The organism is Amycolatopsis sp. CA-126428 (genome assembly GCF_002904335.1).
Lineage (GTDB): Bacteria > Actinomycetota > Actinomycetes > Mycobacteriales > Pseudonocardiaceae > Amycolatopsis.
The window spans coordinates 60,831-86,603 of sequence record NZ_PPHF01000118.1 but is presented as its reverse complement, the minus strand read 5'-3'; the positions used below and the strand labels follow the sequence as shown (position 1 = coordinate 86,603).

Sequence of the window (25,773 nt, the reverse complement as noted above, 5' to 3'; positions counted from 1 at the left end):
ACGGTCACGGCGAGCCGCTGCGCGGTCCGGGAAAGCAGGGAAGCGGGCACGGAACCTCCTCGTCTCGTACGGGCACCGGGAATGATGGCGGCCACGCTTCGCCGGAAGGCGACCACGAACGTACCGATCCGGTGAACTTCCGGCGACAGGCGCGGGATCGGCTGATCGGACATCGGGCCGCCCGATCCCGTGGGAAAACCGGGGTGGCCATGCCTTCACACGGCTCGCCGCGACGGGCGTGCCCGCTCAGCAGGCGGCTGACTTTGCCCACTCCACGCCGATCTTCCCGATGTGATCACGGGAAAGCGCCTTCCCGGCGCGTCCGCGCACGCGCCGGGGCGTAGCCAGGTGAAGCGGGATCCTCGTTCCAGCTAGTCCGGACCGCCCCGGACCGAGTCCTCCGCGCCGCCGACGGGCCGGTCGCGGTCGCCACGCACGCCTACCGCCGCCGGATCGAAGCGCAGCACGGGCTCGAGCGCTTCCGCGCGGCGGTCGCCGCCGCGGACATGGCACGGGACGATCGGCCGGATCTTCAGCCGCGACATCACGCGCTGGAGCGACCCGGCGATCACCGCGACCAACGGCGGGAAGTCCCTGCCGGACCGGCCGATCACCCTGCTGGGCCGGGCCGGCCAGTCCGGCACGACGGCGTTGTTCTACGCCTTCATCGCGAAGTCCGCGCCCGCGGTGTACACCGCGTTCGGGCAACGCAACGCCGCCAACGGCATGGGCACCCTGCCTGGCGGCGTCCGCCGCTACCTCAAGAGGTCGCCGTAGCCGGTCCCCGGTGTCCACGAGACGAACGGAAGGTGGACACCCGGGCAAGGGGCCGGTCCCGGGCCTCCACCCGGGGTAGCTTTCGGCTGTGGGGCAGGGAACCGAGCGGGCATGATGTCGGCACAGCAGACGGTACGCGCGGCCGACCCGAGCGAACCGGGTGAGGTCGACCCGCCGAGGCGGGAAACGCTGGCGGCGCTGCTCCGGCGTCGTCGCCGCTCGCTCGGCCGGCACACCGGCATCCAGTACTGGCTCCGCGTCCGCGGCTACTACATCCTGGCCGCCTTCGCCGGTCTCTTCACCCTCAACGCCTTGGTCATCGGGGGCCGAACCGCCTACGACGTCAGCGTGCAGATCGCTTCGCCGTGGGAGACGGAGGCGCCTTGGGTCGCGCTGCCGCTGTCGATCTCGGGCTGGCTGGTGGTGACCGGGTTCGCGGGTGCCGTCGCCGGCTACGTGGTGTCCGAGGTGACGGACAACCGGAGCCTCCGGCGCTCGCGCGGGCGAGCGGCCGGCCGGCGCATCGGGGCCATCCCGCTGCTGGACCGCCTGCAGTACGGCAGGCACGGCTTCGAGGTCCCGGACTACTTCGGCATCCGGTTCGCGCTGCGGCACGACGGGGACTGGCCGACCGCGCAGGACCACTGGGAGATCGTCGTCGAGAAGTTCCTGAACGCCGGGGACGGCCGCGGCAAGGGACCGAAGCGGGTCATGTGGGAGGCCGTGCTGGAGGCGTCCTACGTGCTGGACGGCATGTCGGGCCGCTGCCCCGAATGCACCGGCGGCGAGGAGGCCGGCGATGGCGGGCACTGACCCGCAGCGCGGCACCCGGGACCTCTCCAGGCAGCTGCACCAGGCCGCCTACCCGGGCTCCGAGCCCGCCTGGATCGAGGAGCGGGTGGCCACCGCCGAAGCCCGGATCGGCCGCGCCATGCAGGCGCGGCCGTCCACGGCCGAGGGGGCGCGCCGGCTGTCCGACGTGGTGCTCAACCACGCCGCCCCGCGCCGGCGCACCACCCGCCAGCGGATCGTCCTCGGCGCCGGTCTCGGCGCGGTGGCGGTGGTGGCCGCCGTGCTCGGGATCACCGAACGGCGCTGGGTCGCCGAAGCGGCCATCAGCACGATCGGCATCACCGGCCTGCTGGCCGCGGCCGCGGTCGCGATCACCGCCATGGTCGCGTCCGTCGTGCGCACGCGGCGCGAGCGGGTGCTGTCCTGCCGGGTCCGGATCGACGCCCCGTTCGGTGTCGACGTCGGCGAGAGCGTCCGGCTGGAAAGCGAGCACCACGCCGTGGCCGATCCCGGTGTCGTGGTCGTCCGGATCAAGAACACCGGCGGCGCGCCGCTGCGCCAGGAGGACTACGTCTCCCCGCTCAGCCTGTACTTCCCGGGCCGGACGGTGGTGTCCGTGGACGCCACCGAGTTCGAGCCCGCGGTGCTGGAGCGGGTGCTGACCGGGCTGGGCGAGGCCGGCATCGAGCGGGACCGGGTGAAGCTGCCCGCGGTCCCGCTCCGGCCGGACGACTCGTTCAAGCTGGTGATCGTGCTGTCGGGCACGAAGCCGGGGACGAATCACCAGGTCGTGGTCGAAGGCGGGCTGCGCGAGGGCCGGATCACGACCCGTCAAGGCCGGGAGAAGATCCGGCCGGAGACCCTCGCGTGGGGCGGCCTGGCCGCGCTCTGCGCCGGGGCGTTCGCGGTGGTGCTGCTGCTCAACAACGTCACGCCGTTCACCAAGCTCCCCGAAGGCGTCGTGTGCGCGTCCGGGGCCTTGAGTGTCGAAGGGTCGACCGCGTTCAGCCGGGCCACCACGGCGCTGGCCGGGTCGTATGGCGCGTACTGCCCGGAAGCGTCGGTCAAGGTCCGCACGCCCGGCAGCCGGGAAGGGCTGGAACGCCTGGTGGCCGCCGGCAAGAGCGGGACCGGGCAGCTCGCGCTGTCCGACGGCCGGTTCGACGATCCGCAGTTCCGCGACCTGGTGGCCGAGCCGCTGGCGATCGTGCCGTTCACGTTCGTGGCCGGCGCGGACGTGCCGGTCGGCGCCCTGCCGGCAGCGGACGCCCGGCGGATCTTCACCGGCGCGGCGCACACCTGGAGCGACATCACCCACAACCCGCACGACACCGGCGCGATCCGCGTCGTGGGCCGGTCCACCGACTCGGGGACCCGCCAGGCCCTGGAAAAGTACGTCCTGGGCGGCAATCCCGCGACCCCGGTCCGGCAGGCGGCCCCGACGTCGGACTCGTGCCGGGAACTGCGTCCGGGTACTCCGCCCGGGTCGCCGATCGTGTGCGAGCAAGGCTCGACCGGCGACCTGCTGGACCGGGTGGCCAACCTGGACGGCGCGATCGGGTACGCGAGTGTGTCCGATGTGGACCAGGCGGGTGGTGTCAAGAAGATCACCCTGGACGGCCGCGAGGGAACCTTCGCCGACATCCGGGAGCACGGCTACCCGTTCTGGACCGTTGAGTACGTTTACAGTCTCGCCGGGTCCGAGCCGGGATCGCTGGCCGGTGCGTTCAAGAACTTCCTGTTTACTCGCGAGAGTTACGGTGCGCTGGCCGCATTCCGTTTTTACGCCTGCGCCGACGACGCCGGCCCCCTATGCCTCAGACGGTGACCCAGGGCCGACCTCACGGTTGACGTGGGCGAGGAACGCGAGAGTGCGGTCGATCTGCTCCCGCGATCCGAACGGCACGGCGATGAACTCCGTGGCGCCGGCGTCGGCGTAGCGGTGAAGTTGCTGTCCCACTTCGTGTTCGTCGCCGACCACCACGACCTCCGCCGGTCCGCGCACGCCCTCCCGGTCGAACAGCGCCCGGTAGCTCGGCACCAGGCCGGCTCCGCCGAAATGGGCGCTGACCCAGGCTCTTGCCTGGTCGGCGTCGTCCGTGACGGCGATGGGCAGGTTGACCACAATGCGCGGTGCAGGCTTCCCCGCAGCCTCAGCGGCCGCAGTGATCCGCGGGGCGACATGGGTTTCGACCGTTCGGGGGCCGGTCCATACGGCCACGGTTCCGTCGGCGAGTTCACCGGCGATGCGCAGCATGACCGGGCCCAGCGCGGCAAGGAGCACGGACGGCGGTAGCGCGTCCGGCGTGTACGTCTGCCCCGCGACCTGGTACATCTCGCCGTTGAACTCGACCGTCTCGCCGTGCAGCAGGGGCACGAGAACGCCGAGATACTCGCGAGTGTGCCGGGCCGGGCGGTCGAAACGCAGTCCGTACACCGATTCGACGCGTTGCCGGTGGCCGGGTCCGATGCCGAGGGCGAGGCGGTTGCCGATGGCCGCTTGCACGCTCAGGGCCTGGCTGGCCAGCGTCAGCGGGTGGCGCGGGTAGGTGGTCACGACGGCCGTCCCGAGGGGCAGTCCCGGCACGGCGAGCCCGGCGACCGTCGCGGCGGTGAGCGCGTCGGCGGTGTGCCGCTCGGCCCACCACGCACCACCCAGCCCCAGTTCCGCGACGTGACGCACCTCGTCGACGATGTCGGCCATCGACTTGGGCCCATCGATTTCGAGGCCGACGTTCGTTCCTATGCGCACGGCACACCCGCCACCGCGATCAGGGCGCGATGGTGCTTCGGGGTCTCGACCTCGTCGATCAGGGCGACGGCGAGATCGGCGTAGGAGAACGGCGCCGCATCGTCCGTGGGCAAGATCCGGCTGCCGCCCGTCCGGTACCGGCCGGTGCGTGCCGCTTCGTTGTCCAAGACGACGGCCGGCGGGGCCAGCACCACCCAATCGATGTCGGTGTCCGCTCCGCGCAACGCCGCGAGCCCGGCCGCGTGCCCGAGCGAGAACGCCCGGCCCTCCGCGGGAAACCCGGGGTCGTCGTGCACCGCGACACCGGGTGCGGTCTCCAGCACCGTGCCGATCCCGATCGCGACCAACCGCCCGACACCGGCCCGCGCCAGCCCGTCCAGCAGCGCGCGGGCGGCGGCCGGGAAGAAGGTTTCCGCCGGCACGTCCAGCCGCGCCGCGGCGTTGACGGCCGCGTCGTGGCCCGCGGCGACCTCGGCCACGCTGTCCGGCCGGGTGACGTCGCCCGCGACCACGGCCGTCCCGGTCCCGGCCAGGTCCGGGTGCTGCCGCGGGTCACGCACGACGGCGGTGACCTGGTGACCCCGGGCCGTGGCCTCGGCCACCGCGTGACGTCCCGCGCGGCCACCGGCCCCGAAAACGACGATCTTGCTCACTGCGCTCACTCCGTTCGGCTGGGCAGGGATTCGATCACCTGCCGATGCCGCGGACGCTACGGGGCGAGCCCTTGGTTTCCGCAACGATAGTTACGTACGGTGGAGAGTGTGAGTGAGCCGCTGGACCCCGACATGTTCGCCGACTGCGCCCCCGTCGCGGCACCGATGCGCATCGGTGACAAGTGGACGGCCAAGATCATCACGTGCTTGCGATCGGGGCCCCGGCGGTTCTCCGAGCTCCAGACGCCGTTGCGGGGCATCACGCCCAAGGTGCTCACCGAGTCGCTGCGGGCGCTGGAGCGGGACGGGCTGATCACGCGCACCGCCTACCCCGAGATCCCACCGCGGGTCGAGTACGAACTGACTGCGCTGGGCCACACGCTCTTCGAACCGATGGCGGCCCAGTGCGCTTGGAGCCGCGAACACCTGCCCGAACTGCTCGCTGCCCGCGAAGCCCACGAAAGCACCGCAGACTGAACCAGCCGGGACATCGGGCTACGCATTCGGCTATCCACCCCAGTCCGAGAACGACTCGAAGTCGGTCGTGGCCGTGACTTGAGTGACGTCGCTGCCGTCGCGGTTCGCGGTGTAGACGTCTTCCTGGCCATCGCGTGACATCGAGAACACGATCTTGGCGCCGTCCGGGGACCAGGCCGGGGCGAAGGCGAAGTACGAGCCGTGCACCGCGAGCTCGATCGCGGTCAGCCCGGGCCGATCCGGGTGAGCGAGCAGTAGTTTCCCTTGCGGTGAGGCAAAGAGGATGTCCCGGCGTCGGGCGACCAGCGCGCGTCAGCGAACTCGTGACCGATCTCGGCTCCGTACGGCGTGAGCTGCTTCAGCTTTGTGCCGTCCGCGCGAACGGTGAACAGCGCGGTCTCTTCGGTACCCGGGCTGGTCCGGATCAGCACCACGCGGTGACCGTCCGGCGAAAAGTCCCCGGGTGTTTCCTGGACGCCCGCCGGGGCGGTCGTCAGCCGGATCGGAGCGCCACCGTCGGTCGCACGGACGGTGAAGAGCCCCGGATCCGCGCCGCCGAAGCCGCACAGCACCCGCCGACCGTCGGGTGACCACGCCCGGCAGAGCATGTCGAACGGCGCTCCAGGCGGATCGAGCAGCGTGGCGCCGTGTCCGTTCACGTCCACGACGAGCGGCCGGAACGGCAGCAACTCACCCGCTCCATCGAAGCGCAGGGTGTTGCCGATCAGGAGCCGGGTGGCGTCCGGGGAAAACGCCGGCGCTCCGAAGTCCTCGGCCGGGTAGGGAAGAGAAACCGGACGGCTCTTCGAGCCGTCGGGGCGGGCGAGAAAGACGTTCGCGCCGCCGCCGTCAACCTGCCTGCTGAATGCGATCAGACCGCTGCGAAGTGCGGCATGGGCAGGCGTGACGAATACGGCAGTCAGTGCGGCCGCCAGGCCAGTGGCGAAAACAACCCGAAGTCGCACCATGGCCGACCTCCCGCCCCGGGGCAGCTGACACTCCTGCAGTCGCAGCCCGGACGCCACCGTTACAACGCCCAAGGCGCTCCGGCGTCACTTCACCGGCGAATCCGGCGATCCACGGCCAGCCAGTTCGTTTCCCACGTCGTCCCACCATCAGCCGAGAACGCCTGCTCGAACCTCGCCTCGTCCGGGGTGGGCCGGGAGATGAGGAACCGCACCTTGATCGGGTGGCCGCCGAGCTGGTCGTCGCCGTAGAACTCGCCCGTGTCGTTGTGGAAGCCGCCGTACACCGCCGGGGTGGGCAAGCCGTCGCGGATGTTGATGAACGTCAGGCTCCAGCGCTGGGCCTGCGGCTCGTACAGGCGCATGTTGAGGGCGTCGATGCGCCCGTTCGGCCCGGAGACCTGGAACTCGAGGACGTTCGCGCGCCCGTCCAAAAGGGGCCGCACGGTGCTGGTGCCCGCGAACTGGAGCCAGGTGTCCGCGGAGTCCGACAGCGGCTCGGCGAGCACCCGCACGGTGCTGCGCCACGTGCCGATTTCCCACGCGAAGTCTTGCTGGCCGGCGGCGCTCGCCGGCAACGCAGCCGACGCGGGCGAGGTCGACGCGGCCGTCGCGATCAGCAGGAGGGCCGAAAGGCCGGCGATCAAAGCTCTTCTGTATGGCACGGTCATGGTCCGACTATCCGAGGGGAGCACCGCCGTGGACAAGAAGGCACCTGCACGTAACCGTCCCAACCCGCTGCCCGGCTGTCCGATGGCCGCGGCGTTCGCCGCGATCGGCGGGAAGTGGAAGCTGACCCTGCTCTACTGGCTCGCCCACGGCGAGTGCCACTTCGCCGGCCTCCGCCGCCGGGGCACGCCGATCACGGCCAAGGTCCTGGCCGAACAGCTGCGCGAGCTCGAAGCCGACGGCCTCGTCGAACGCGTGGTGACCGGACCGGTCCCGGCGCGCGTGCTTTACCGGCTCACTCCTTACGGGACAACTCTCCTGCCCGTCGTCGAGGGAGTCCGGGTCTGGGGCGAAGCTCACCTCCGGCGCACCCGCAGCGAGACGACCCCGGCGATGAGCTGCACCGACGCCGTCGTCTAGGCCAGCCGGTCGGCGACCGCCTGTACCCCCGCCGCGGCGAGGGAGCGCAGGTCGGCCGCCGGGGCGCCGGTGCGGCTCAGGACCACGATGGCGTGCTGGACGCCGACCACGAGCAACACCAGGCTTTCGAGTTCCGCCGGTTCGTGGTCGGCGGACGCCGCGTCCAGGGCCCGGCGGACTCGTCGGCGCTGCGCGGTCACGGCCCGGTTGACCGCTTCCCGCGACTCCGGCGACAGCGTGGGCAGCTGCGCGGCCGACTGCACGACGAGACACCCGTCCGGCACACCGGGGTCGGCGATCCGGTCGAGCACCACGTCGAAGAAGGCACCGACGGCGGCGACGGGATCACCGGCGTGGGCGGCGATAGCCTCTTCGTAGCGGTGCTCGTAGAGCGCGCCGTACCGTTCGAGCGACCGGCGGAACAGGTCGTCCTTGGCCCCGAAAGCGCCGTACAGGGAGCCGCGGCCCAGGCCGGTGGCCCGGCCGAGGGTGTCGAGCGAGGTCTCGGCGTAGCCGTACTCCCAGAACACGCGCATCGCCCGGTCGAGCGCCTCATCGACGTCGAACTGCTTGCGCCCGGACACGCTCGCTCCTTCCACCGTCCGCCCAGGGGGCGAGAAACTCACTCAGGGCCGCGAGCATCGCCTCGGGTGCTTCTTCGGCAGGATAGTGGCCGCAGCCGGGCAGCACGACGCCGCGGACGTCGGTGGCGGCCGGGAGCATCGTCTGCTCGACCAGCGGACCGGTCGAGCGTTCGCCGGCGACGGTCAGGATCGGCAGATCGAGGCGGTTCTTCACGCGTTCGGCGTTCTGCGCGACGGTATCGCCGATCGCGCGGTAGCAGCCGAAGCTGGTGTGCAGCGCCCGGGGATCACGCCGGAGCGAGTCGACGTAGTGCTCGATGGCGGCTTCGGCCAGCGGCCGGGCCGTCTTGTGGGTGAACTGCCAGCGGAGGAAGACGTCCTCGCGGCCGGCGACGAGCTGTTCGTTGAGGTCGTCGAGCTGGTTGAACGCGAAGTGCCAGAGGCGTTCGACGACGTCGCGGGGCGCGAAGAGCGGCGGAGAGGGGCTGAGGCCGGGAATCAGGGCTTCGGCGAGCACCAGCCGCGCCACCCGGCCGGGGTGGTCGGCGGCCATGGCGTACCCGATCCACATCCCCACGTCGTGCCCGGCCACGGCGAACCGCTGGTGGCCCAGCGCCTCCATCAACCCGGTCAGGTCGGCGGCCAGGGTGGCGGTGTCGTAGCCGTCGCCGGGTTTGCCCGAGAGACCCATCCCGCGGGGGTCGGCGGCGACGACGGTGAAGTCGCGGGCGAGCGCGGGCATCAGCAGCCGCCACGCGTACCACGTCTGCGGCCAGCCGGGGATCAGGAGCAGGGGCGGGCCGTCGCCGCCGACGACCGCGTGCAGCCTCAGCTCGCCGACGGTGACCCACCGGCTGGTGAACACCTCGTCGAAACCGGCGGGCAGGCCGGGGGTGCCGTTCGCGGTACCGGGACCGGCCGGCGCGGATCGCTGGGTCGTCTGCATGGGAACTCCTCAGGGGACGGGGTGGGTCAGGCGGGGTGGCGCCGGTTGCGCACGGCGGGGACGAAGATGACGCCGGTCAGCGCGGCGGCGAGGATGGATGTCGCAATGTTCGCGTCGAAGGCCTGGTCCAGGCCGCCGATCGCGAGGGCCGGGACGACGTTTCCGGCGTAGGCGGCGAGGAAGTAGGTGGCGTTGAGATCCGCCCGGCGCCGCGGATCGGCCAGTTCGGCGGTCACGCCCAGGCCGCGGCGGAAGGTCAGCCCGCTGCCGGCGCCGGCCAGGACCGTGCCCGCGACGAAGACGGCCAGCGAGCGCAGCCAGAGCCCGGCGACGAGCAGTCCGACACCGGCAACCAGCGCGCCGGCGGCGAACCACCGGGACTCGAGCCAACGGCGGGGAGCGGACAGCTGGGCGGTCAGGGCGGCCAGGAACAGCAGGGAAACCACTCCCCCGACCACCGCCTGTCCGGTCACCCGCAGCGCGTCGTGCAGGAAACTCGGTACCAGCGAAGCGAAGAGGGCGTTGACGGCGAAGGCGGCGAACACGCCGGCCGCGGCGGTGGCGAACTCCCTCCGGCCGCCGGACTCGGCGGGGACGGCCGGACGCCGCACCGCCACCCGCGGCGGCTGCCGATCGGCGACGGTCTCGGGAGCGAGGGCCACGGCGATGAACGCCGGGACCAGAGCGCCCAGGTAGAGCCAGAAGACCAGGTGGGCCGGCGCGGGCGCGAACTGGGCCAGCAGACCAGCGGCGAGCGGGCCGAGGCCGAGCCCGCCGAGGTTGACCGCGGTGGCGGTGATCGTGGCGCGACGCGCGTTTCCCGGTCCGGCCAGCTCGCCCAGCCACGCGGTCGCGGTCGCCGTGACGACCCCGGTGGCCAAGCCGCTGAGAAACCGGGCCGCCAGGAGGACCACGACGTGGCCGGCCATCAGGAAGGTGACGGTGCTGAGGGCGACCACGGCCAGGGCGGCGAGGGCCAGGGGACACCGTCCGGACCGATCGGACACGCCGGCGAACAGCAGCAGCGAAACCACCACGCCCACCGCGTAGACGGCGAAGATCAGCGTCGTGGTGAACGGGCCGAAGCCCAGGCCGGCCGCCCAGAATGCGTACAGCGGGACCGGCAGCGTCCCACCCAGCATGGCCAGTGCGTAAACCGCGGCCACCGACCAGAACGCGATCGCGGAACGGCCGTGGTCCGGGGTCGGCGCGGGAAGCCGGTCGTGCGTCCGGTCGATGAGCTCCATGAACCTCACGGTAGCCATCTTGGATCGATCGATCCACGATTTGTGGACCGATCGATCCAAGATGGTGACGCACTCAACAGGCGTCGAGCCGATCGACGTAGGGCTTCAGCCCGTTGTCCGAGTCCGACGTGAACTTCTTGTCGAGCAGGCCCGGGTTCATCTGGAGGCAGCCGCTGTCGTAGCCGTTCCGCATGATGATCTTCACCCGCGTCTGGTAGCCGCAGTTGTTGTCGAGGTAGACGGTCGTGTAGTAGCCGGTGATGGCGTTCCCGTGCTGGTACTGCGTGAAGGACACGCACGAGGGCGCCAGGGTCATCGGAAGCACCGGGGCCGTGTCATCGAGCGTCGTGGCGCCGGCGGTGCCGGACATGGCCAGGCCACCGCCCACCACGGCCGCCCCGGAAACCAGGACGGCGAGCCCCCGCCGCAATGGAGAATTTTTCACTTTGGACCTCCCTTTCCGTTGATCGCCGGTTCCGCACCGGGTCACGCCGAAGAGCATGCCCGCCGGGAAATGAACGAAGATTGGCGAAACGTTGATTCCGGGGCATTCGGCGTGCTATGCCGGGTGCTCGACTCGCCGGGGACGTGGTCATGGAGTTCCGGATACTGGGCACCGTCGAGGTGCGCGTCCACGGCGTCGCGGTGCCGGCCGGGCCCGCCCGGCAGCGGTGGGTTCTCGCCGCCCTGCTGGCCGACGTCAACCGCGTCGTGCCGGTTGATCAATTGATCGACCGCGTGTGGGGCACCCGCACTCCGGGCGACGCCCGCAATGCGCTTCGTTCGTATTTGTCCCGGTTACGCCGGATCGCCGATCTGCGGATCGAGCACCGATCGGAGGGTTACGTGCTGCTCGCCGAGACGTCTTCGGTGGACCTGCACCGGTTCCGCGCGCTGGTGGCCGAGGCGCGGGCGACGGCGGACGAAGACCGCGTCGGGGCGCTGCTCGGCGAGGCACTCGACCTGTGGCGCGGCGAGCCCCTGGCCGGCCTCGACACCCCGTGGGCGGACACCCTGCGCACCGCGCTCCAGACCGAGCGGTTCACCGCCGAGCTGGACCACACCGACCTCCGGCTGCGGCGCGGTGAGCACCACGCGCTGCTGGCCGGGCTGGCCGCCCGGACCGCGGACCGGCCGCTCGACGAGCAGCTGGCCGGTCAGTACGTGCTGGCCCTCTACCGATGCGGCCGCCAGGCCGAGGCCCTGGCCCACTACGAGAGCCTCCGGAAGCGGCTGGCCGGCGACCTCGGCGTCGATCCCGGGCCGGAGCTGCGTGACCTCCACGGACGCATCCTGCGCGCGAGCGCCGATCTGCACGTGACGAACGAGCCGTCACCGAGTGCCGGGCTGCCCGTTCCGCAGCAGCTTCCGGCCGCCGTCACCAACTTCACCGGCCGGGTGGACGCCCTCAAGGAACTGGACCAGGCCTTCCCCCGGTACCCGGCCGTGGTGATCGCGGCGATCGCGGGGACCGCCGGGGTGGGGAAGACGGCATTGGCCGTCGAATGGGCGCACCGGGTGGCCGATCGGTTCCCCGACGGCCGGCTCTACGTCAACCTGCGCGGCTACGGGCCCGGCACACCGATCGGGCCGCTGGAGGCCCTGACCCGGTTCCTGCGGTCGCTGGGGGTGGCGCCGGAGCAGCTCCCGGTCGACGCCGACGAGGCCGCCGCGCTGTTCCGCACCATGCTCGCCGGCCGGAAAGTCCTGGTGCTGCTGGACAACGCGGCGACCGCGGACCAGGTGCGTCCGCTGCTGCCGGGCACGGCGGGCTGCCTCGTGCTGGTGACGAGCCGGAACCGGCTCGACGGCCTGGTCGCCTGCGACGGCGCCGTCCTGCTGACGCTGGACGTGTTCACCGAGGAGGAAGCCGGCCGGCTGCTGGCCGCGACCCTGGGCGCCGAGCGGGTCGGCCGCGAACCCGCGGCCGTGGCCGCATTGATCCGGCGCACGGCCCGGCTTCCGCTGGCGTTGCGGATCACGGCCGCGAAGCTGGGCCGCCACCCCGGCAGCCTGACGGACTACGTCACCCGGTTCCGCCCGGGTGACCAGCTCGCCGACCTGGAGGTCCCGGACGACGAACGTGCCGCGCTCAGGTCCGCCTTCGACCTGTCCTACCAGGCTCTGGCCGGGGATCAGCAACGGTTGTTCCGCCTGCTCGGCCTGTTCCCGGGCGAGGATTTCGCCTCGGACGCCGTCGCGGCACTCGCCGGCAGCACCACCGAGCAGGCGGCGGTCCTGCTGGACGGCCTGGCGGCGGCCCACCTGATCGAGCAGCACCGGCCCGCCCGGTACACCTTCCACGACCTGTTGCGCCGGTACGCCGGCGAACGCTCCCGGCTCGAGGGCGAAAGCGAGGGCGCGGCGGCGCTGGATCGGCTGTCCGGCTGGTACCTGCGCACCGCCGACGCCGCGGCAAAGGTGATCCACCCGCAGCTGGTGCGCCTGCCGGAGCCGCCGAACTCCGAGCCACCGAGCGGGACCGGCGACCGGGCCGAGGCCGTGGCCTGGCTGGACAGTGAGCGGGCCAACGTGGTCGCGGTCGGCCGGCTGGCTGCCGAACGGGGCCACCGGCGGGTCGCCTGGCTGCTGGCCGACACCCTCCGCGGGTACTTTTGGATCGGCCTGCACCGCCTCGACTGGGCCGCGCTGGCGTCGGTGGCGCTGGCCGCGGCCGAAACCGACGGCGACGCGCGGGCCCGCGCGGCGGCCCGGATCAACCTCGGTGACCTGTGCCTGCGCCGCAACCAGCACGACCAAGCCGTCGAGCACTACACCCGAGCGGACCGGTTCCTCCGCCTCGCGGACTGGGTGCCGGGCCGGACCGCGGTGCTCGGCAAGCTGGGCCTGGTGTACCGGGAATCGGGAGAGACCGCGAAGGCGGCGGACTGCTACCGGCGCGCGCTGGCGCTGGCCGCGGAGTCGCGCAGCCCGGTCCGGGAGGCCGGCGCGCTCGGGAACCTCGGGTTCGTCCAGTACGAGTCGGGTGCCTACGAGCGGGCCGCCGCCGGCCACGCCAAGGCCCTGGCGCGCTACAGCGAACTGGGGATTCGTTCGGGCCAGGCCACGGCACTGGGCAATCTCGGGGACGCCCTGCACGCACTGGGCCGCTTCGGCGAGGCGCTGACGGAACTCGCTCGCGCGCTGCCCCTCTTCCGCGAGATCGGGGACGTCGGCACCGAAGCCGCCACCCTGCGCAGCATGGCGGCGGTGGACCGGGACAGCGGCCGCCTCGAGCACGCGGACGCACGCGCCCGGGCCGCCCTCGAGCTCGCGCGCCGAGCCGGGGACCAGCGAGTGGAAGCGGACGCCCTCAACGTCCTCGGCACCATCAACCGGCGCCTCGGGCGGCCGGTGGCGGCGATCGACTGCCACCGGAAGGCCCTCGAGCTCGCCCGGCACAGCGGAATCCGGTACGGCACCGTCGAAGCCCTGATCGAGCTGGCGATCACGCGCGAGGATCCCGGTGGTGTCCGGGAGGCACTCGGCCTCGCCCGCGCGGCCGGCTACCGCGGCCTGGAAGGCCGTGCGCTGACCGCGTTGACCCGGCTTCTGCACCGGCGCGGCGAGACCGAACAGGCCGCCGAACACGGCAGGCAGGCGCTGGAAATCCATCGCGGCACCGGGCATCGCCTGGGGGAAGCCGAAACTCTCGCCGCCCTCGCCGACGTGTTCGAGGTGACCGAAGGTGCCGACGCCGCCCGGGTGTGGCGGGAACGGGCGCGGAACGCCTTCGCCTCCTTGGGCGTCCGGCCGAGCGGGCAGTGCGAGGATTGAGTGCGGAGTTCGGCCCGGTGCGCAGCGCCGCCCGGCCGGAATTGCGTTGGTGCGAGCTCCATGATCGGGAACAATCGCCGGAATGGACATGCGCGCCCTTCTCGCCCGGATCGATCCGCTGGCCGCGCCGGCCCGGCGGCGGGTCCTCGCCGACACCGCACGCGCGCTGGCCGGTTCCCCCGAGCTGACCGCTCTGCTCGCGGAACTGGACGCCCTCCCCGGACTTCCGCGCACCTGGGCCGCGACGATGGCCGTCATCGGGGGCGACGACACGCACCTGCGCCGCAGCCTCGTCGCCGCCGATGCCCGCGTCGCCGGTCCGGCGATGCACCACTGCGCCCGCCACGGCCTGCACTTCGACACCGTCACCGCGGCCCTGCCGGCCGCGCCGCTCGCGTGGCGGCACACCCTCTACCGCGCGGTGCGCGCCACCGGTGCGACCGAGTGGGCCGAAGCTCTCCTGCCGTCGGTGCGCGCCCGCTTCGGTGACCACGAGGCCGCCGCCGTGCTCCCGGCTTGCGAAGCCGAAACGGTGACGGCTTTGCTGCCGGAGCTGGACTTCGCCGTGCCCAACCTCGCCGCGCTGACCCGCCGGCACCCCGCCGTCGTGCTCGCGCACCTGCGCCGCCGGCTGGCCGAAGCCGGCGACGCCGGCCGCAACGTCACCTGGGCGCGCTTCGGACCCGCGCTGAAGCAACTGGTCCGGCGCGATCCCGCCCAGCTCGTCGACCTGCTCGCCCACTCGGGACCGCTGACCGGGCTCCCGGCCGGCGCGGACCGCTGGCTGGGTGCGGCGACCGCCGCCGATCCGGAGCGCGTCGTCGCGATCCTCGCCGATCCGGCGCGGCTCATCCGGTTCCAGCCGGGCCGGAGCACGCAGCGTGCTTTGCGGCAGGCCCCGGACGAGTCCCTGACCTCGCTGGCCCGCACCTGCCTCACCGACGCGAACCGGTTGACGGCGTTGCTGCGCGGGCTTCCGCCCGGCCGGCGCCCGGCCGTCCTGAGTGGAGCGCTGGGCGAACGGGACCTGCAGCAGGCCCGGCTGCCGATGACGCTGCTCGACGTCCTGCCGTGGTGGTCCCGGCACGAGCAGGCCCGCCGTCAGCTCGCCACCCGTCCCGTGGCCGACCACCCCGGCCTGCGGCGGCAGGCGACCGCCCGGCTGCCGTGGCCGGAGGCCGAGCCCCTGCTGCGCGCCGCGATCGCGCGGCCGACCGCCGCGGAACAGGCCCACGGTTACCCGTTGCTGATCGGCGCGGCGGCCGCGACCCGGGATCCGGACGTCGTCGCCGGCCTGCTGGCGTCGCTGACCCGGCTGCCCAACGAGCAGGACCCGGTCCGCCACGTCGCGCTCGCCGCCGTCGCCGCGATCCCGGGGTGGCTGCTGCGGTCGGCCGATCCGGCCACCCTGGTCAAGCTGGCCACCGACGCCGTGCAGGCCCGGGACGCGTCCTGGGGTACCCGGCACGCGGTCGGCACCACGGCCGTCGGCCTGGTCCGGCAGGGAACGCTCACGACGCGGCCGGACCTGGTCGAAAGCGGCCTGCGGATCCTGGAACTCTCCGGTGGCCACGCGCACACCCTCGACCTGCACCGGCTCGACCGGGACCTGCCCCGTGGCGCCGAGCACGGCCTGTTCTCCGCGCTGCGGCCGCGCATCGCCGCCGACGCCCGCGCCGGCCGCTATGCCCTGGCCCTGTCCCTGGCCGCGGGCCTGCGCCGGCGGGCGTGGGCGATGCCCGGCCTCCAGGCCGTCGTCGGCGAAGCGACCGCCGCGGCCGACGACACCACGGTCCACCGGGCCCTCGAGCTGTGGCTGGCCCCGCCCGCGACCCGGGACGAACGCGTCGAGGCCGTGCTGCGGCACGACTCGTCCACGATCACGGTCGCCGCGGTGGCGAACGCGGTCGGCGGGCGCCGGACCGACCTGCTCGACCTCGTGCTGGACCGGCCGCCGCACGGCCGGTTCGCCGCCCGCGGCGTCCGGCTGGTGCCGACCTTCGGCGGGTCGTCGCGGCACTGGCTGCCGCGCCAGGTCGCCCGGTACGCCGAGCTGCTGGCCGACCTCGCCACCGCACCCCGCAAGCCGGTTTGGGAGCGGGTTTCCGCCGTGCGCCGCTTGGCGAGCTTGCCCGGCGCCCGCGTCGACGACGTGGCGCCGTTCCTCCAGGACGGCGAAGTCGCCGTGGTCGAGGCGGCCCTGGCGGGGCTGGCCTGGACGGATCGGCCGGGCGACGCGCTGGGCATCTTGCTCGGCTACGCCGACACCGAGCGCGCCCGGGTCGCGGTGTACGCGGCCGGCCGGGCCGCGCGGGCCATCCCGCCGGCCGAGCTGGGTGCGGCACTGCGGCCGGTGCCGGCGGGGAAGAAGCTGACGTCGCGCAAGGAGGCGGTCCGGCTGCTCGCCGAGCACCGCGTGCCCGGCGCGGCCGGCGAACTGGCCGCGCTGTGGGCGGACCCGCGGCTGCACCGCGACCTCCGCCGCGCGATCGTGTCGGCCGCGCGCCGCCTGCTCGACGACGAACGCGCGTGGCAGTGGCTCACCGAAGCGTCCACGATGACCGCGGTGGCCACGGCCGTCACCGAAGCCGACCCGATGACCGTCGCCGAGCAGTACCGCGCGCGCTACGGCGTGCTCGTCCGGACCGTGGCGGGCAGCGCCGACCCGGACACCGCGCGGATCGGCTTGGCCGCGTGGCCCGCCTGGAGCGTCTGGGACCGCGAAGGGCCTGCCGCGCTGGTGACCCTGATCGGCGACCTGACCAGCACCGCGACTTGGCGATCCGCAGTGGAGGCGGTCCTCGCCGCGGCCGCGGTCACCGGCGATCCCGCACCGGTGCACGCCGTGGCGACGACGCTCGCCGAATCGGCCCACGTCGTCGTCGACGACCGGGACCAGCCGGCGCGGCAACGACTGCGCCACTTCCTCGCGCGCCTCGCGGCCAGCTTGGACGCGGGCGGCGAAACGATGTGCGGCGCGGCGCAGCGGCTGTCCATGACGCTGGCGGAGCGGGCGGAGTACCGAACGGACGCGCTCCTGCTGGCGGTAACCGCCCTCCCCCGCCGCGGCGACCTGCTGCCGGACCTCCGCCGGATCGCCGCCCTCGCCGACCGTCCCGCACTGGCTTGGCAGGTGGCGGACCGCCTCGCGGCCTGGCTGGCCGGCCACGCGCCGGGCCGTCCGGAGCTGCGCGACACCGCCCGGGCCCTCACGGCAAGCCCGGCGGAGGCGTTGTTGGCGGCGAGTATCGCAAGCCAGGCTGGGCCTCACGCCGGATGGCCGCGCCCATGGCGCGAGCTGGTATCGGCGTTGCGCGACCACTCCGACGCGGATGTCCGCGAACGCGCGTCGCACATCTTCTTCGCTCCCGAGTGACGTCGGCGCCCGGAGGAACCGGCAAGACCATCGACTGCATCGAGACGGAGAAAACGACGATCCCCCTGGCGTTCAAGCCGTTCACGGGATGAGCCCCGCAGGGAGCGCTAAAGTGGCCCGAGCCGACTCGAGGGGACAGCCATGACCGATCAGGAAGGCGCCGACTGGATTCCGGCCGGGGCCGATCTCTCGCGGCCCAGTGCCGCGCGGATCTACGACTACCTGCTCGGCGGGGCCCACAACCTCGAGCCCGACCGGGATGTCGCGCGCAAGCTCGAGGCCATCCAGCCCCAGGTCGCCGCGGTGGCCCGGCGGAATCGGGCCTTTCTCCGGCGCGTGGTGCGGTTCATGCTCGACCGGGGCGTCCGGCAGTTCCTCGATCTCGGCTCCGGCATCCCGACCGTCGGCAACGTGCACGAAGTCGCCCAAGAGGTCGATCCGGCCGCCAAGGTCGTCTACGTCGACTACGAACCCGTGGCCGTCGCGCACAGCCGGATGCTGCTCAAGGGCAACCTGCACGCCGAGGCCCTCGAAGCCGATGCCACCGACACCGCGGCCGTCCTGAAGTCCGAACCGGTGGAACGGCTGCTCGATCTCGATCAGCCCGTCGGGCTGCTGGCCATCACCCTGGGGCACTACCTGCCCGAGGTCCGCGGGGTGTTCGCCGCCTACCGCGACGCCCTCGCGCCCGGCAGCTACCTCGCGCTCACCCATCTGACCAACGACTTCGCCGTCCTGAGCGATCCGCGCGTCGCCGAGACCATGCGCCAGACCCAGGACCACATCCACCCGCGCACCAAAGACGAAGTGCTGGCGCTCTTCGAGGGCTTCGAGCTCGTCGAACCCGGGCTGACCACCTCCGCCAACTGGCGGCCGGACCGGCTCGCCGCCGTCGTCGATCCCGAAGAAGACGGTCTTTACGCCGGGGTCGGTGTCAAGGTCTAGGCGAACCGCTCCCAAGCCGATTGGCGGGTCATCCCCAGCGCGTCGCCGATCTGCGACCAAGTGCCGCCCAGGGCGCGGGCCTTGCCCACCCAGGCCGCCAGGTTGTCCTGGACCTGGGTGCTCGCCGCCGATACCGGGCGCAGGTTCGAAAGCACCTGCTCGAGGGGCAGGTCGTGCTCCCACGGCGCGATCAGCGGCACGTCCGCCGGTTTTCCTTCGATCACCGACACGCACAGCTGCACGCAGCCGTCGCAGATGAACACCCCCGGGCCGGCGACCAGCGTGTCCACTTCCGTGTTGGGCTTGGAACAGAACGAGCAGCGCGCGAACACCGCAGTACTCATGAGATCTCCCTTGTCAGGCGCAACCTTACAGACGTAAGGGTGCGCCTGACAAGAGGAAGGCCGCCGTCCACTCGGACAGCTCCGTCAGCCGGCCGGTCAGTTCCTCGATCTCCGCCCAGCGGCGGTGCTCGCGCTCCAGGTCCGGCACCAGGAAGTCCTCCACCAGCAGCAGGAGCGTCGCGATCTCGTAGGCGACGTCGGCGAGCTGCAGGAACGGCCGGTACTGCGCCTCCGTGCCCGCCCCGTGCCGCGCGGCCCAGTCACGGGCGCCGCGGCCGGCGGTGCGGCACACCGCCTCCACCGTGCGCCGCAAGTCGCCGCGACGGGAGCCGGGCGGTCCTTCGGCCAGCGGGGCGACGTTCCAGGCCACCGACAGCAGGCAGCACCCGGCGTCGTCCATCGACTCGTTCATCACCGGACGTACTCTGCTGACCGGCACGCACAGTCCCGCCGTTCCGACTCGCCGGCTCACCGAATCGTGTGGCCGACCAGCCCGGATCGGGTGAGCATCGGCACCGAGACGAAGTCCGCGAGCGCCTGCTGGCCGGCGGCGTTCGCGTGGATGCCGTCGCCGTTGTCGTAGGCCGGCAGGATGCTGTTCGGCTTCAGCGGGTCCGCCAGCACCGTGTCGAAGTCGACGACACCGGAACACGTGCCGCCGCAGGTGTTCCAGCGCCCGACGAACAGCGCGATCTCGTGCCGGGCCAGGTTCGCCTGGTCGCTGTACCCCGGCCTCGGCGTGCTCGGCGTGACGTACACCGAGATGCCCGCCGCTCGCAGCCGCGCGAACACCGCCCGGTAGCTGTCGAGGATCGTCGCCGCGTCGCAGCCGTAGGCCAGGTCGTTGGTTCCGTAGTAGTAGATGACGGCCGTGACGCCGTGCAGCGCCAGGACGTCCCGGTCCAGCCGGCTCGCCGCGTCCAGGCCCGCGACCGACGGCGGCATCCCCGGGCACGACCGGGCGCTCGTCGTGCCCGAGACGCCGGCGTTCGCGACGGCGAGCTGCGCGGACGAGGCGACGATCCGCCGCGCCAGGTCGTCGGCCCACCGGCGGTTCGCGCCGAGCTCGGTGCAGCCGGGGCCGCAGTTGGTGCTGCCGATGCCGTCGACGACCGAGCTGCCGAACGGGACGACGACACCCTGCAAAGCCGCGTTGTGCACGTCGACGGCGCTGACGACGTACGTGGCGCCCACCGTCGCGGTGAAGGCTGCGCCGGAAGCATCGCCGGCGTGGTCGCCCGAGTCCGGGGGCGTGAGGTAGTTGTCGCGCAAGGCCGCGCCGTGGCGGCCGGGCACGGCGGTCCCTTCGACCGCCATGCTCACCACCAGGTCGGAGTCCGGGCGCGTCAAGAGCTTCGTCTCGTCGCTCCAGACCTCGCCGCCCGCCGGGATCGTGACCGCGTGGCGCCCGAAGAAGGTCAGGTCGCGGACCCCGGTGACGGCGGCGCCGCCCGCGCTCGGGCCGGCGGTCGCGTGCCCGATGGTCAGCGGCCCGGTGCCGAAGGTGTTCTGGAACCGGACGCGCACGGCGTCGCCACCCTGGCTGAGGTGGGTGATCATCCGCAGCGACTGCCCGGTGACCGCGGTGTCGGCCCGCCCGTCCTGGGACTGCGCCCACGACGTGAACCACGTCCGCCCGGCCCCGGCGGCCCCCGGAGCGGAGACGACGGCGGCCACGGCCACGGAAACCGCAGCGAGAACGGCGATCCTGCGCACGGCGCCTCCTGAGTCCACAAAGGACGAGCGACGAACAGCTGCCCCGCCGATCGTAAGCAGCCGGTCACGGAGGCGACAAGGTTTTGTCCGATCTTGTCAGCGGCGGTGGTCTCCGGTTCGATGGCGGCATGAGCGAACCCCGCACCTTCGGCGATCCGTACGAAACCCCGGACGGGACGACGGTGCTCCCGGTCCACCGGCCGGTCGGCGTGTTCGCGGTCCGCGACGGCCAGGCCAAGTGGGAACCCGCGGTCGACGCCACGCGCGTCGCCGTGCTGGGCGTGGGCATCGGGCTGGTCGCCGCCACCCTCGCCGGGATCGCCATGGTGCACCGGCCGCCGTGGCCGGACCTGCGCGCACGCAGGCGCTAGCCCTTCGCCAGCGCCTGCACCCGGCCGATCGGGCCGTTGTAGTAGTTCTGGTCCCCCGGCAGGCCGCCACCGCGGGCGAACTGCCAGATGCTCTGCTTCTCCCACCCCGCCGGCAGCTCGCCGACGTCCGGGCCGTAGCGCGCCAGCCACAGCGGGTCGGTGTTGCCGAAGCGGGGCGTGTTGGCGGTGCACTGCTTCCACCAGGCCGTGCTCGTGTAGATCAGCGCGCTGCGCTTGACCTTCGCCAGGTACGTGCGGGTGAAGTCCGCGATCCACGCCGTCAGGTCGGCCGGGTTCTTGCCGTAGCAGACGTCGCCGTACGGGTTGTATTCGACGTCGAGTGCGCCGGGCAGGGTGGTGCCGTCCGCGCGCCAGCCGCCGCCGTTGGCGATGAAGTACTCCGCCTGCTCGGCGCCGCCCGAGACGTCCGGGCGGGCGAAGTGGTAGGCGCCGCGGATGATGCCCGCCGCGTGCGCGCCGTCGTACTGCTGGCCGAACTGCGGGTTGACGAACCCGGTGCCCTCGGTCGCCTTGACGTAGGCGAACTTCGCCCCGGCGGCGGCCGCGGCCGCCCAGTCGACCGGGCCCTGGTGCCCGCTGACGTCGTGCCCGAGCGTCTGCCCGGGCGGGTCGGTCCGCGGGCTGCCCTGGACGCCTTCGTGCCGGGCGATCTGCGTGCCCGCGTAGTTCGTGTCGGCCAGGGAATAGTCGGCCTCGGAATAGTCGGCTCGGGCGGGCGTCGCGGCCACGACCGCCGCGAGCACCGCCAGCGCGGTCGCGCCCGACAGCCGCCGTCTCGTCGCGGTTCGGTTCATCCGGACTCCGATCTCGGTGGCGGCAGCTCCGGAACCCATGCTGCCTGCCGGGCCCGGTCCCCGCGAGGCTTGTGTCACCCGATGCAGTGATCTTCAGAGTTCGGTGGTGATGATCGCCTCGACGAGCACTTCCCCGGCCGGCGTCAGCTCGACGACCCCCGGCCGCAACCGGACGAGGCCCCGCGAAGCCAGCGAGCGGAACTTGCCCAGCCACGGTTCCGCGAACAGCGAGCGCCCGGGGAACCGCGCGGTGTGCAGGGAATCCCGCAGCGGCTGCAACGTCGTGAGCGCCATCTTGACGGCCCGGGCTTCCTGCGCCTCGGGCGTGAACCGCGTCGCGGACCCCAGCGGGATCCGGCCGGAGCGCACGGTTTCGGGGTAGCGGCGGGAGTTCACGTCGGTGATCGCCTCGGACGCGCGGCAGCTCGAGCTGCCGCCCAGCCCGATCGCGACCTCGGCCTCCTGCTTGTCCTGGTCGACCATGATGGACTTCCACTTCTCCGGCCCGAGGCCGTCGCGCGCGAAGTACATCGTCGGGTGCTCGGTGTACCCGGCCGCGCGCAGGCCCTCGGTGAGCAGCTCCCGCATCTGGTACTGCTCGCCGAGGGTCGGCCAGCGGTGCCCGTCGCGCACCAGCTTGTCCCGGTAGGACGGCAGCTGCCACGCGGCCGGCTTCTCCCCGGTGACGCCGGTGCGGGTGTCGCTGTAGGACGCCAGGTGCAGCTTCGTGCACACCACCGCCGTGACTTCGTTCTCCAGCACGACGTCGAGGTCGCGGCGGACGCTGTCGAGGGTTTGGTCGAGCAGCCCGTACATGAGGTCGATGCTGACCCACTCGAAGCCCGCCGCCGTCGCGTTGCGGACGAAGTCGACGCACATCTTTGCCGTGTGCTCGCGACCGCACAGCTCGAGCACGTGGTCGTCGAACGACTGGACCCCGCTGGAAAGCTTGGTGCAACCCAGTTCCCGCAACAGGTCGAGCTTGGCCGGGGTGAACGTGCTCGGGTCGCCCTCGAAGCGGATCGTCGTGTCGGCGGTGAACCCGAAGTGCGAGCGGTAGAACTCCAGCAGGCGGCGGATTTCCGCCTCCGGCAGCAGCGACGGCGTGCCGCCGAAGACGTTGAACTCCCCCACCTCGGCCCCCGCCAGGTTCGGCACGGCGTCGAGCCACAGCCGCGCCTCGGCGATGTTGAGGTCGACCCAGTCGGCCGCCTTTTCGATCTTGCCCTTGACCAGCACCACCGGGTATTGGCAGAACCGGCAGCGGTAGGCGCACGTGGGGATGTAGGACCACAGGTGGATCGGCCCGGACGACGCCAGCTGCGCGTCGAGGTCGCGCAGGAACTCCGCCGGCGTGCCGGGCACGTTGCCGGGGAACACGTGCGCCCCGAACGGGTCTTCCTGCACGAAGTCGAGCAGGTGCCGGTTCTCGGGCGCCTCGAGGACGTCGAGCACGGCGGGCCGCGGCCACGCGGGGTCGATCGCGTGCAGCGAGCCGACCGCTTCTTCATAGCCCAGGGTCATTCAGAACACCCCTCCGTTGCCGAAGTAGTTGTGCGCTTCTCCCGACTCGCGGTCCTCGCAGTAGTAGCGGACGAACTCCGCGAACCGCGCGGCCGGCACCGCCGCCAGGCACGGCGGCAGGGGCGGCGGGTGGCCGATGTCCGCGCCGGCGTGCCGCCGCAGGCAGGCGAACAGCTCGTCGGCGAACTCGAAGTACAGCCGGTAGGACGGCGTCTTGTAGGCGTGGATCGGCGTGAAGTCGACGACCCGCATCTCGTGCCGGATCTCGCTGATCCGCCGGGCCAGCCGCGCGGTGAGATCGGCGCCGAAGAACGCGATGACGGCGTCGTCCTCCAGCAGCGCGGGCGTCAGGAGCACCGGCAGGATGGTGTTCTTCGGGGTGAAGTCCTTGATCGAGAACTCCCAGGCCTGCTTCGCCTCGGCTTCGGTGAGGTCGGTGGGCACCGGAGGCGCCGAGGGCCGGATGTCGCGCATGACGATGATGCCGTCGGAGCCGTAGGCCCGGCCGGCGATGACCTCGTCGATGGCGTGGTCGACGCGCCGCGGGTTGATCTCGACGCGCGAGCGCGGCGCGTAGGTGATCGCGTCGCCGCCGCTGGCGACCTTGATCCCGAAGTCCCAGTCGTCGGAGAGGTGGTTGACGAACTTGCCGTCCTGCAGCTGGTAGAAGATCTCGATGCCGCCGGCGCGCTCGTAGGCGTCGCGCTCGACCGCGAAGCCCTTGCCGTCGGGGAAGCCGCCGAAGAGCGCGAAGGTGACGGCGCGGCAGCGCAGCGTCCGCTGGATCGCGTCCCACAGCCTCGGCCGCCCGGTGAAGTGCTCGGCGTTGTAGTAGTAGTCGCAGACGCCGATCGCGGCCTTGCTCGACTCCATCGCGGTGAACAGTTCGCTGAGCCAGTGCGGGTCGACGCGGCAGTCCGCGTCGGCGGAGACGAGGTAGTACCGCTCCCCCGGGTCGCTGTCGGGCCGGTTCCGGCTGCGGGCCGCGGCGAAGTCCATCCCGGCACGCCTCGCGCACGAAACACCCTGCTCGGGTTCGTGGATGACGTGCAGCGCCAGGTCCGGGTGCGCGGCCGCGAAGGCGTGCGCGATGGCCACCGTGTCGTCGGTGGAGTTGTTGTCGACGAGCACGACCTCGTACCGGCTCTTGTCCAGGGGCGCGTCGCCGTCGCGCTGGTCGTGCAGCGTCCGCAGCACCTCCGGGAGGTTCGCGGCCTCGTTGTACACCGGCAGCACGACGCTCAGCCGCGTCGCCGCGCCCATCGGCGGCGGGTAGAGCCGGTCCACCAGGTCGTCGACGACCCGCGCGCCGAACCGCGCCCGCCCGAGTTCCGAGTTCACCCGCACCACTTCCGCCCGTTTCCCTTCGTCGGTGATCAGCTCGGCGACTTCGCGCGCGAACGCCGCGTCCGGCAGGTCGCGGGCCCGGATGTCCAGCACCGGCGCCCGGAAGCCGTCGTAGACGACGTCGTACAGCTCGTACCCGCTGGTGATGTACGGCGTCCCGGACGCGATCGCCTCGCTGACCGGGTTGCCGTAACTCTCGTAGTCGTAGGAGGTCAGGAAGGACACGACGGTCGCGTGGGCCAGCAGGTCGCGCACGGAGTACCGGCCGGGGACGGCGGTGTCGTACGGGGTCAGCCAGCCGCCGAACACGACGCGCTCGCGCACCCCCAGCCGGTTCGCGAGGGCGACGAGCCGGGCGTGCTCGGTGGGCGTCTCGCCGACGTCGCCGGCGACGAACAGCCACGCGTCCGGCAGCAGGGCCAGCAGGTGGAGGTCCCGGTCGATGCGCTTCTGCGGGATGATCCGCGTGATCCGGGCCAGCAGCGGGACGCCGTCGGGAATGCCGTGGTCGCGCCGGAAAGCCGCGTTGCGCTCGTCGATGCGTGCGGGGGCGATGGCGAAGGCGTTGGGCAGGACGTCGATGTTCGCCAGCTCCGGGACCCACTCCAGCGTCCGCGCCTTCGCCTGCTCGTGCAGGGCGAAGTAGTGGATGTGCGGGGAGTTCCGCGGCGCGGGGACGCCGGGGTAGGGGAACGTGCCGTACTTGGCGATGCCGGGTTCGCTCTGCCACATCAGGTCGTGGTCGCGCCAGAACACGAACCGGCCGAGCCGGTGGCGCGCGCCGTAGCGGTCGATCGCGGCGTACAGCGCCTCGGTGTAGGCGAGGTTCTCCGGCAGGGTGCCGTTCTCGACCATCACCACGGTCACGCCGAGGCGTTCCCAGGTGGCCACCATCCGGTCCGCCAGCTCGCCGGCGACGCGGTCGATCTCGGGTCGTAACGTGTCGTCGCCGCCCTGCACGACGTCGCTCAAGACCCGCTCGACGAACTCGCGGTCGTAGCCGCGGATCCGCTCGACACCTTCGACGCGGCCGAGCGTGACCCAGTCCGGCAGCAGCTGGGCCTCGTCGCGGTAGGGGCGGAAGAACGCGCCCTTGTCGGCCTTGATGTCGTACCCGAGATCCAGGTGGACGCGGTGCCCGCGCGCGGCGAAGCGGTGCGCCGTCTTGAGGAACTCGACCACGACCCCGGACAGCGGAGTGGCGTCGAAGGACACGCCCCAGAGCACTGACATCGATGTCAAACCCCCGTATCGGCCTCGCCGTGGTTTCCAGCGT

23 protein-coding genes and 1 pseudogene are annotated in these 25,773 nt (G+C 72.4%); 9 read left to right on the top strand and 15 right to left on the bottom strand.

The annotated features are described in order from the left end of the window. Nucleotides 1-516 precede the first annotated feature (516 nt). From C2L58_RS28490 to C2L58_RS28480, 3 genes and pseudogenes are all read left to right on the top strand, one after another. Nucleotides 517-753 (top strand): annotated as a pseudogene (locus C2L58_RS28490) (phosphate ABC transporter substrate-binding protein); the annotation flags it as partial. A 135-nt stretch (nt 754-888) separates the two neighbouring features. Further along, a complete protein-coding gene (locus tag C2L58_RS28485) occupies nt 889-1,590 on the top strand; it encodes a DUF6313 family protein (RefSeq protein WP_233225991.1) in 702 nt (233 codons plus the stop codon). Continuing rightward, nucleotides 1,577-3,397 (top strand): PstS family phosphate ABC transporter substrate-binding protein, encoded by a 1,821-nt coding sequence (locus C2L58_RS28480; RefSeq protein ID WP_103340749.1) that lies wholly within the window; start codon nt 1,577-1,579, stop codon nt 3,395-3,397. Before C2L58_RS28485 ends, C2L58_RS28480 begins: the two co-directional genes overlap by 14 nt. Here the strand turns inward: C2L58_RS28480 and C2L58_RS28475 are convergent. Further along, complete coding sequence (locus tag C2L58_RS28475) at nt 3,380-4,273, bottom strand: TIGR03564 family F420-dependent LLM class oxidoreductase (protein WP_103340748.1); 894 nt, start codon at nt 4,271-4,273, stop codon at nt 3,380-3,382. The genes C2L58_RS28480 and C2L58_RS28475 overlap by 18 nt on opposite strands. A gap of 38 nt (nt 4,274-4,311) precedes the next feature. Next, the gene (locus tag C2L58_RS28470; protein WP_103340747.1) at nt 4,312-4,974 is read right to left on the bottom strand and encodes an NAD(P)-dependent oxidoreductase; all 663 of its coding nucleotides are present in this window, start codon (nt 4,972-4,974) and stop codon (nt 4,312-4,314) included. A gap of 108 nt (nt 4,975-5,082) precedes the next feature. On the opposite strand from C2L58_RS28470, the gene C2L58_RS28465 reads away from it, so the two are divergent. Further along, nucleotides 5,083-5,451 carry a winged helix-turn-helix transcriptional regulator gene (locus C2L58_RS28465; RefSeq protein ID WP_103340746.1) on the top strand — a complete coding sequence of 123 codons (369 nt, stop codon included), beginning with the start codon at nt 5,083-5,085 and terminating at the stop codon, nt 5,449-5,451. Between the two features lie 30 nt (nt 5,452-5,481). Here C2L58_RS28465 and C2L58_RS49430 read toward each other — a convergent pair whose 3' ends face one another. The 3 genes from C2L58_RS49430 to C2L58_RS28450 form a co-directional block, all read right to left on the bottom strand. Next, nucleotides 5,482-5,658, bottom strand: a complete 177-nt coding sequence (locus C2L58_RS49430; RefSeq protein ID WP_158264188.1) for a PD40 domain-containing protein — start codon at nt 5,656-5,658, stop codon at nt 5,482-5,484. Nucleotides 5,659-5,675: 17 nt separating this feature from the next. Then, nucleotides 5,676-6,419: a TolB family protein gene (locus C2L58_RS48845; protein ID WP_146073703.1), complete on the bottom strand. Its 744-nt coding sequence runs from the start codon at nt 6,417-6,419 to the stop codon at nt 5,676-5,678. Nucleotides 6,420-6,508: 89 nt separating this feature from the next. Beyond that, a complete protein-coding gene (locus C2L58_RS28450; RefSeq protein WP_233225990.1) occupies nt 6,509-7,087 on the bottom strand; it encodes a hypothetical protein in 579 nt (192 codons plus the stop codon). A 28-nt stretch (nt 7,088-7,115) separates the two neighbouring features. Between C2L58_RS28450 and C2L58_RS28445 the strand changes: the two genes are divergently transcribed. Then, nucleotides 7,116-7,505: a winged helix-turn-helix transcriptional regulator gene (locus C2L58_RS28445; RefSeq protein WP_233225989.1), complete on the top strand. Its 390-nt coding sequence runs from the start codon at nt 7,116-7,118 to the stop codon at nt 7,503-7,505. On the opposite strand, the gene C2L58_RS28440 is transcribed toward C2L58_RS28445, so the two are convergent. From C2L58_RS28440 to C2L58_RS28425, 4 genes are read right to left on the bottom strand one after another with little or no spacing between them, the layout of a single operon-like run. After that, a complete protein-coding gene (locus tag C2L58_RS28440; protein ID WP_103340742.1) occupies nt 7,502-8,089 on the bottom strand; it encodes a TetR/AcrR family transcriptional regulator in 588 nt (195 codons plus the stop codon). The genes C2L58_RS28445 and C2L58_RS28440 overlap by 4 nt on opposite strands. Continuing rightward, a complete protein-coding gene (locus C2L58_RS28435) occupies nt 8,058-9,035 on the bottom strand; it encodes an alpha/beta fold hydrolase (RefSeq protein ID WP_103340741.1) in 978 nt (325 codons plus the stop codon). The genes C2L58_RS28440 and C2L58_RS28435 overlap by 32 nt, the downstream gene beginning before the upstream one ends. A 26-nt stretch (nt 9,036-9,061) precedes the next feature. Beyond that, nucleotides 9,062-10,342, bottom strand: a complete 1,281-nt coding sequence (locus tag C2L58_RS28430) for an MFS transporter (protein ID WP_441296325.1) — start codon at nt 10,340-10,342, stop codon at nt 9,062-9,064. Nucleotides 10,343-10,355: 13 nt separating this feature from the next. Continuing rightward, nucleotides 10,356-10,727 (bottom strand): hypothetical protein, encoded by a 372-nt coding sequence (locus tag C2L58_RS28425; RefSeq protein ID WP_146073702.1) that lies wholly within the window; start codon nt 10,725-10,727, stop codon nt 10,356-10,358. Nucleotides 10,728-10,876: 149 nt separating this feature from the next. Here C2L58_RS28425 and C2L58_RS28420 point away from each other — a divergent pair, with 149 nt between their 5' ends. From C2L58_RS28420 to C2L58_RS28410, 3 genes are all read left to right on the top strand, one after another. After that, a complete protein-coding gene (locus C2L58_RS28420; RefSeq protein WP_158264187.1) occupies nt 10,877-14,059 on the top strand; it encodes an AfsR/SARP family transcriptional regulator in 3,183 nt (1,060 codons plus the stop codon). An 82-nt stretch (nt 14,060-14,141) separates the two neighbouring features. Beyond that, nucleotides 14,142-17,435: a hypothetical protein gene (locus C2L58_RS28415; RefSeq protein WP_103340737.1), complete on the top strand. Its 3,294-nt coding sequence runs from the start codon at nt 14,142-14,144 to the stop codon at nt 17,433-17,435. Between the two features lie 141 nt (nt 17,436-17,576). Then, on the top strand, nt 17,577-18,380 hold the full coding sequence (locus C2L58_RS28410) for an SAM-dependent methyltransferase (RefSeq protein WP_103340736.1): 804 nt from the start codon (nt 17,577-17,579) through the stop codon (nt 18,378-18,380). Here the strand turns inward: C2L58_RS28410 and C2L58_RS28405 are convergent. The 3 genes from C2L58_RS28405 to C2L58_RS28395 are packed head-to-tail and all read right to left on the bottom strand — an operon-like array spanning nt 18,377 to nt 20,440. Next, entirely contained in the window at nt 18,377-18,724 is a 348-nt protein-coding gene (locus C2L58_RS28405) for a ClpX C4-type zinc finger protein (protein WP_103340735.1), read from the bottom strand. The genes C2L58_RS28410 and C2L58_RS28405 overlap by 4 nt on opposite strands. A 25-nt stretch (nt 18,725-18,749) precedes the next feature. Beyond that, nucleotides 18,750-19,136, bottom strand: a complete 387-nt coding sequence (locus tag C2L58_RS28400; protein WP_199191482.1) for a hypothetical protein — start codon at nt 19,134-19,136, stop codon at nt 18,750-18,752. Nucleotides 19,137-19,192: 56 nt separating this feature from the next. Then, entirely contained in the window at nt 19,193-20,440 is a 1,248-nt protein-coding gene (locus tag C2L58_RS28395) for a GDSL-type esterase/lipase family protein (protein ID WP_233225988.1), read from the bottom strand. 128 nt (nt 20,441-20,568) lie between these two features. On the opposite strand from C2L58_RS28395, the gene C2L58_RS28390 reads away from it, so the two are divergent. Next, the gene (locus tag C2L58_RS28390; RefSeq protein WP_233225987.1) at nt 20,569-20,811 is read left to right on the top strand and encodes a hypothetical protein; all 243 of its coding nucleotides are present in this window, start codon (nt 20,569-20,571) and stop codon (nt 20,809-20,811) included. On the opposite strand, the gene C2L58_RS28385 is transcribed toward C2L58_RS28390, so the two are convergent. The 3 genes from C2L58_RS28385 to C2L58_RS28375 form a co-directional block, all read right to left on the bottom strand. Further along, nucleotides 20,808-21,626 (bottom strand): GH25 family lysozyme, encoded by an 819-nt coding sequence (locus tag C2L58_RS28385; protein WP_103340731.1) that lies wholly within the window; start codon nt 21,624-21,626, stop codon nt 20,808-20,810. The genes C2L58_RS28390 and C2L58_RS28385 overlap by 4 nt on opposite strands. A gap of 93 nt (nt 21,627-21,719) precedes the next feature. Beyond that, a complete protein-coding gene (locus tag C2L58_RS28380; protein ID WP_103340730.1) occupies nt 21,720-23,150 on the bottom strand; it encodes a radical SAM protein in 1,431 nt (476 codons plus the stop codon). Next, nucleotides 23,151-25,730, bottom strand: a complete 2,580-nt coding sequence (locus C2L58_RS28375; RefSeq protein ID WP_233225986.1) for a glycosyltransferase — start codon at nt 25,728-25,730, stop codon at nt 23,151-23,153. Nucleotides 25,731-25,773: the final 43 nt, after the last annotated feature.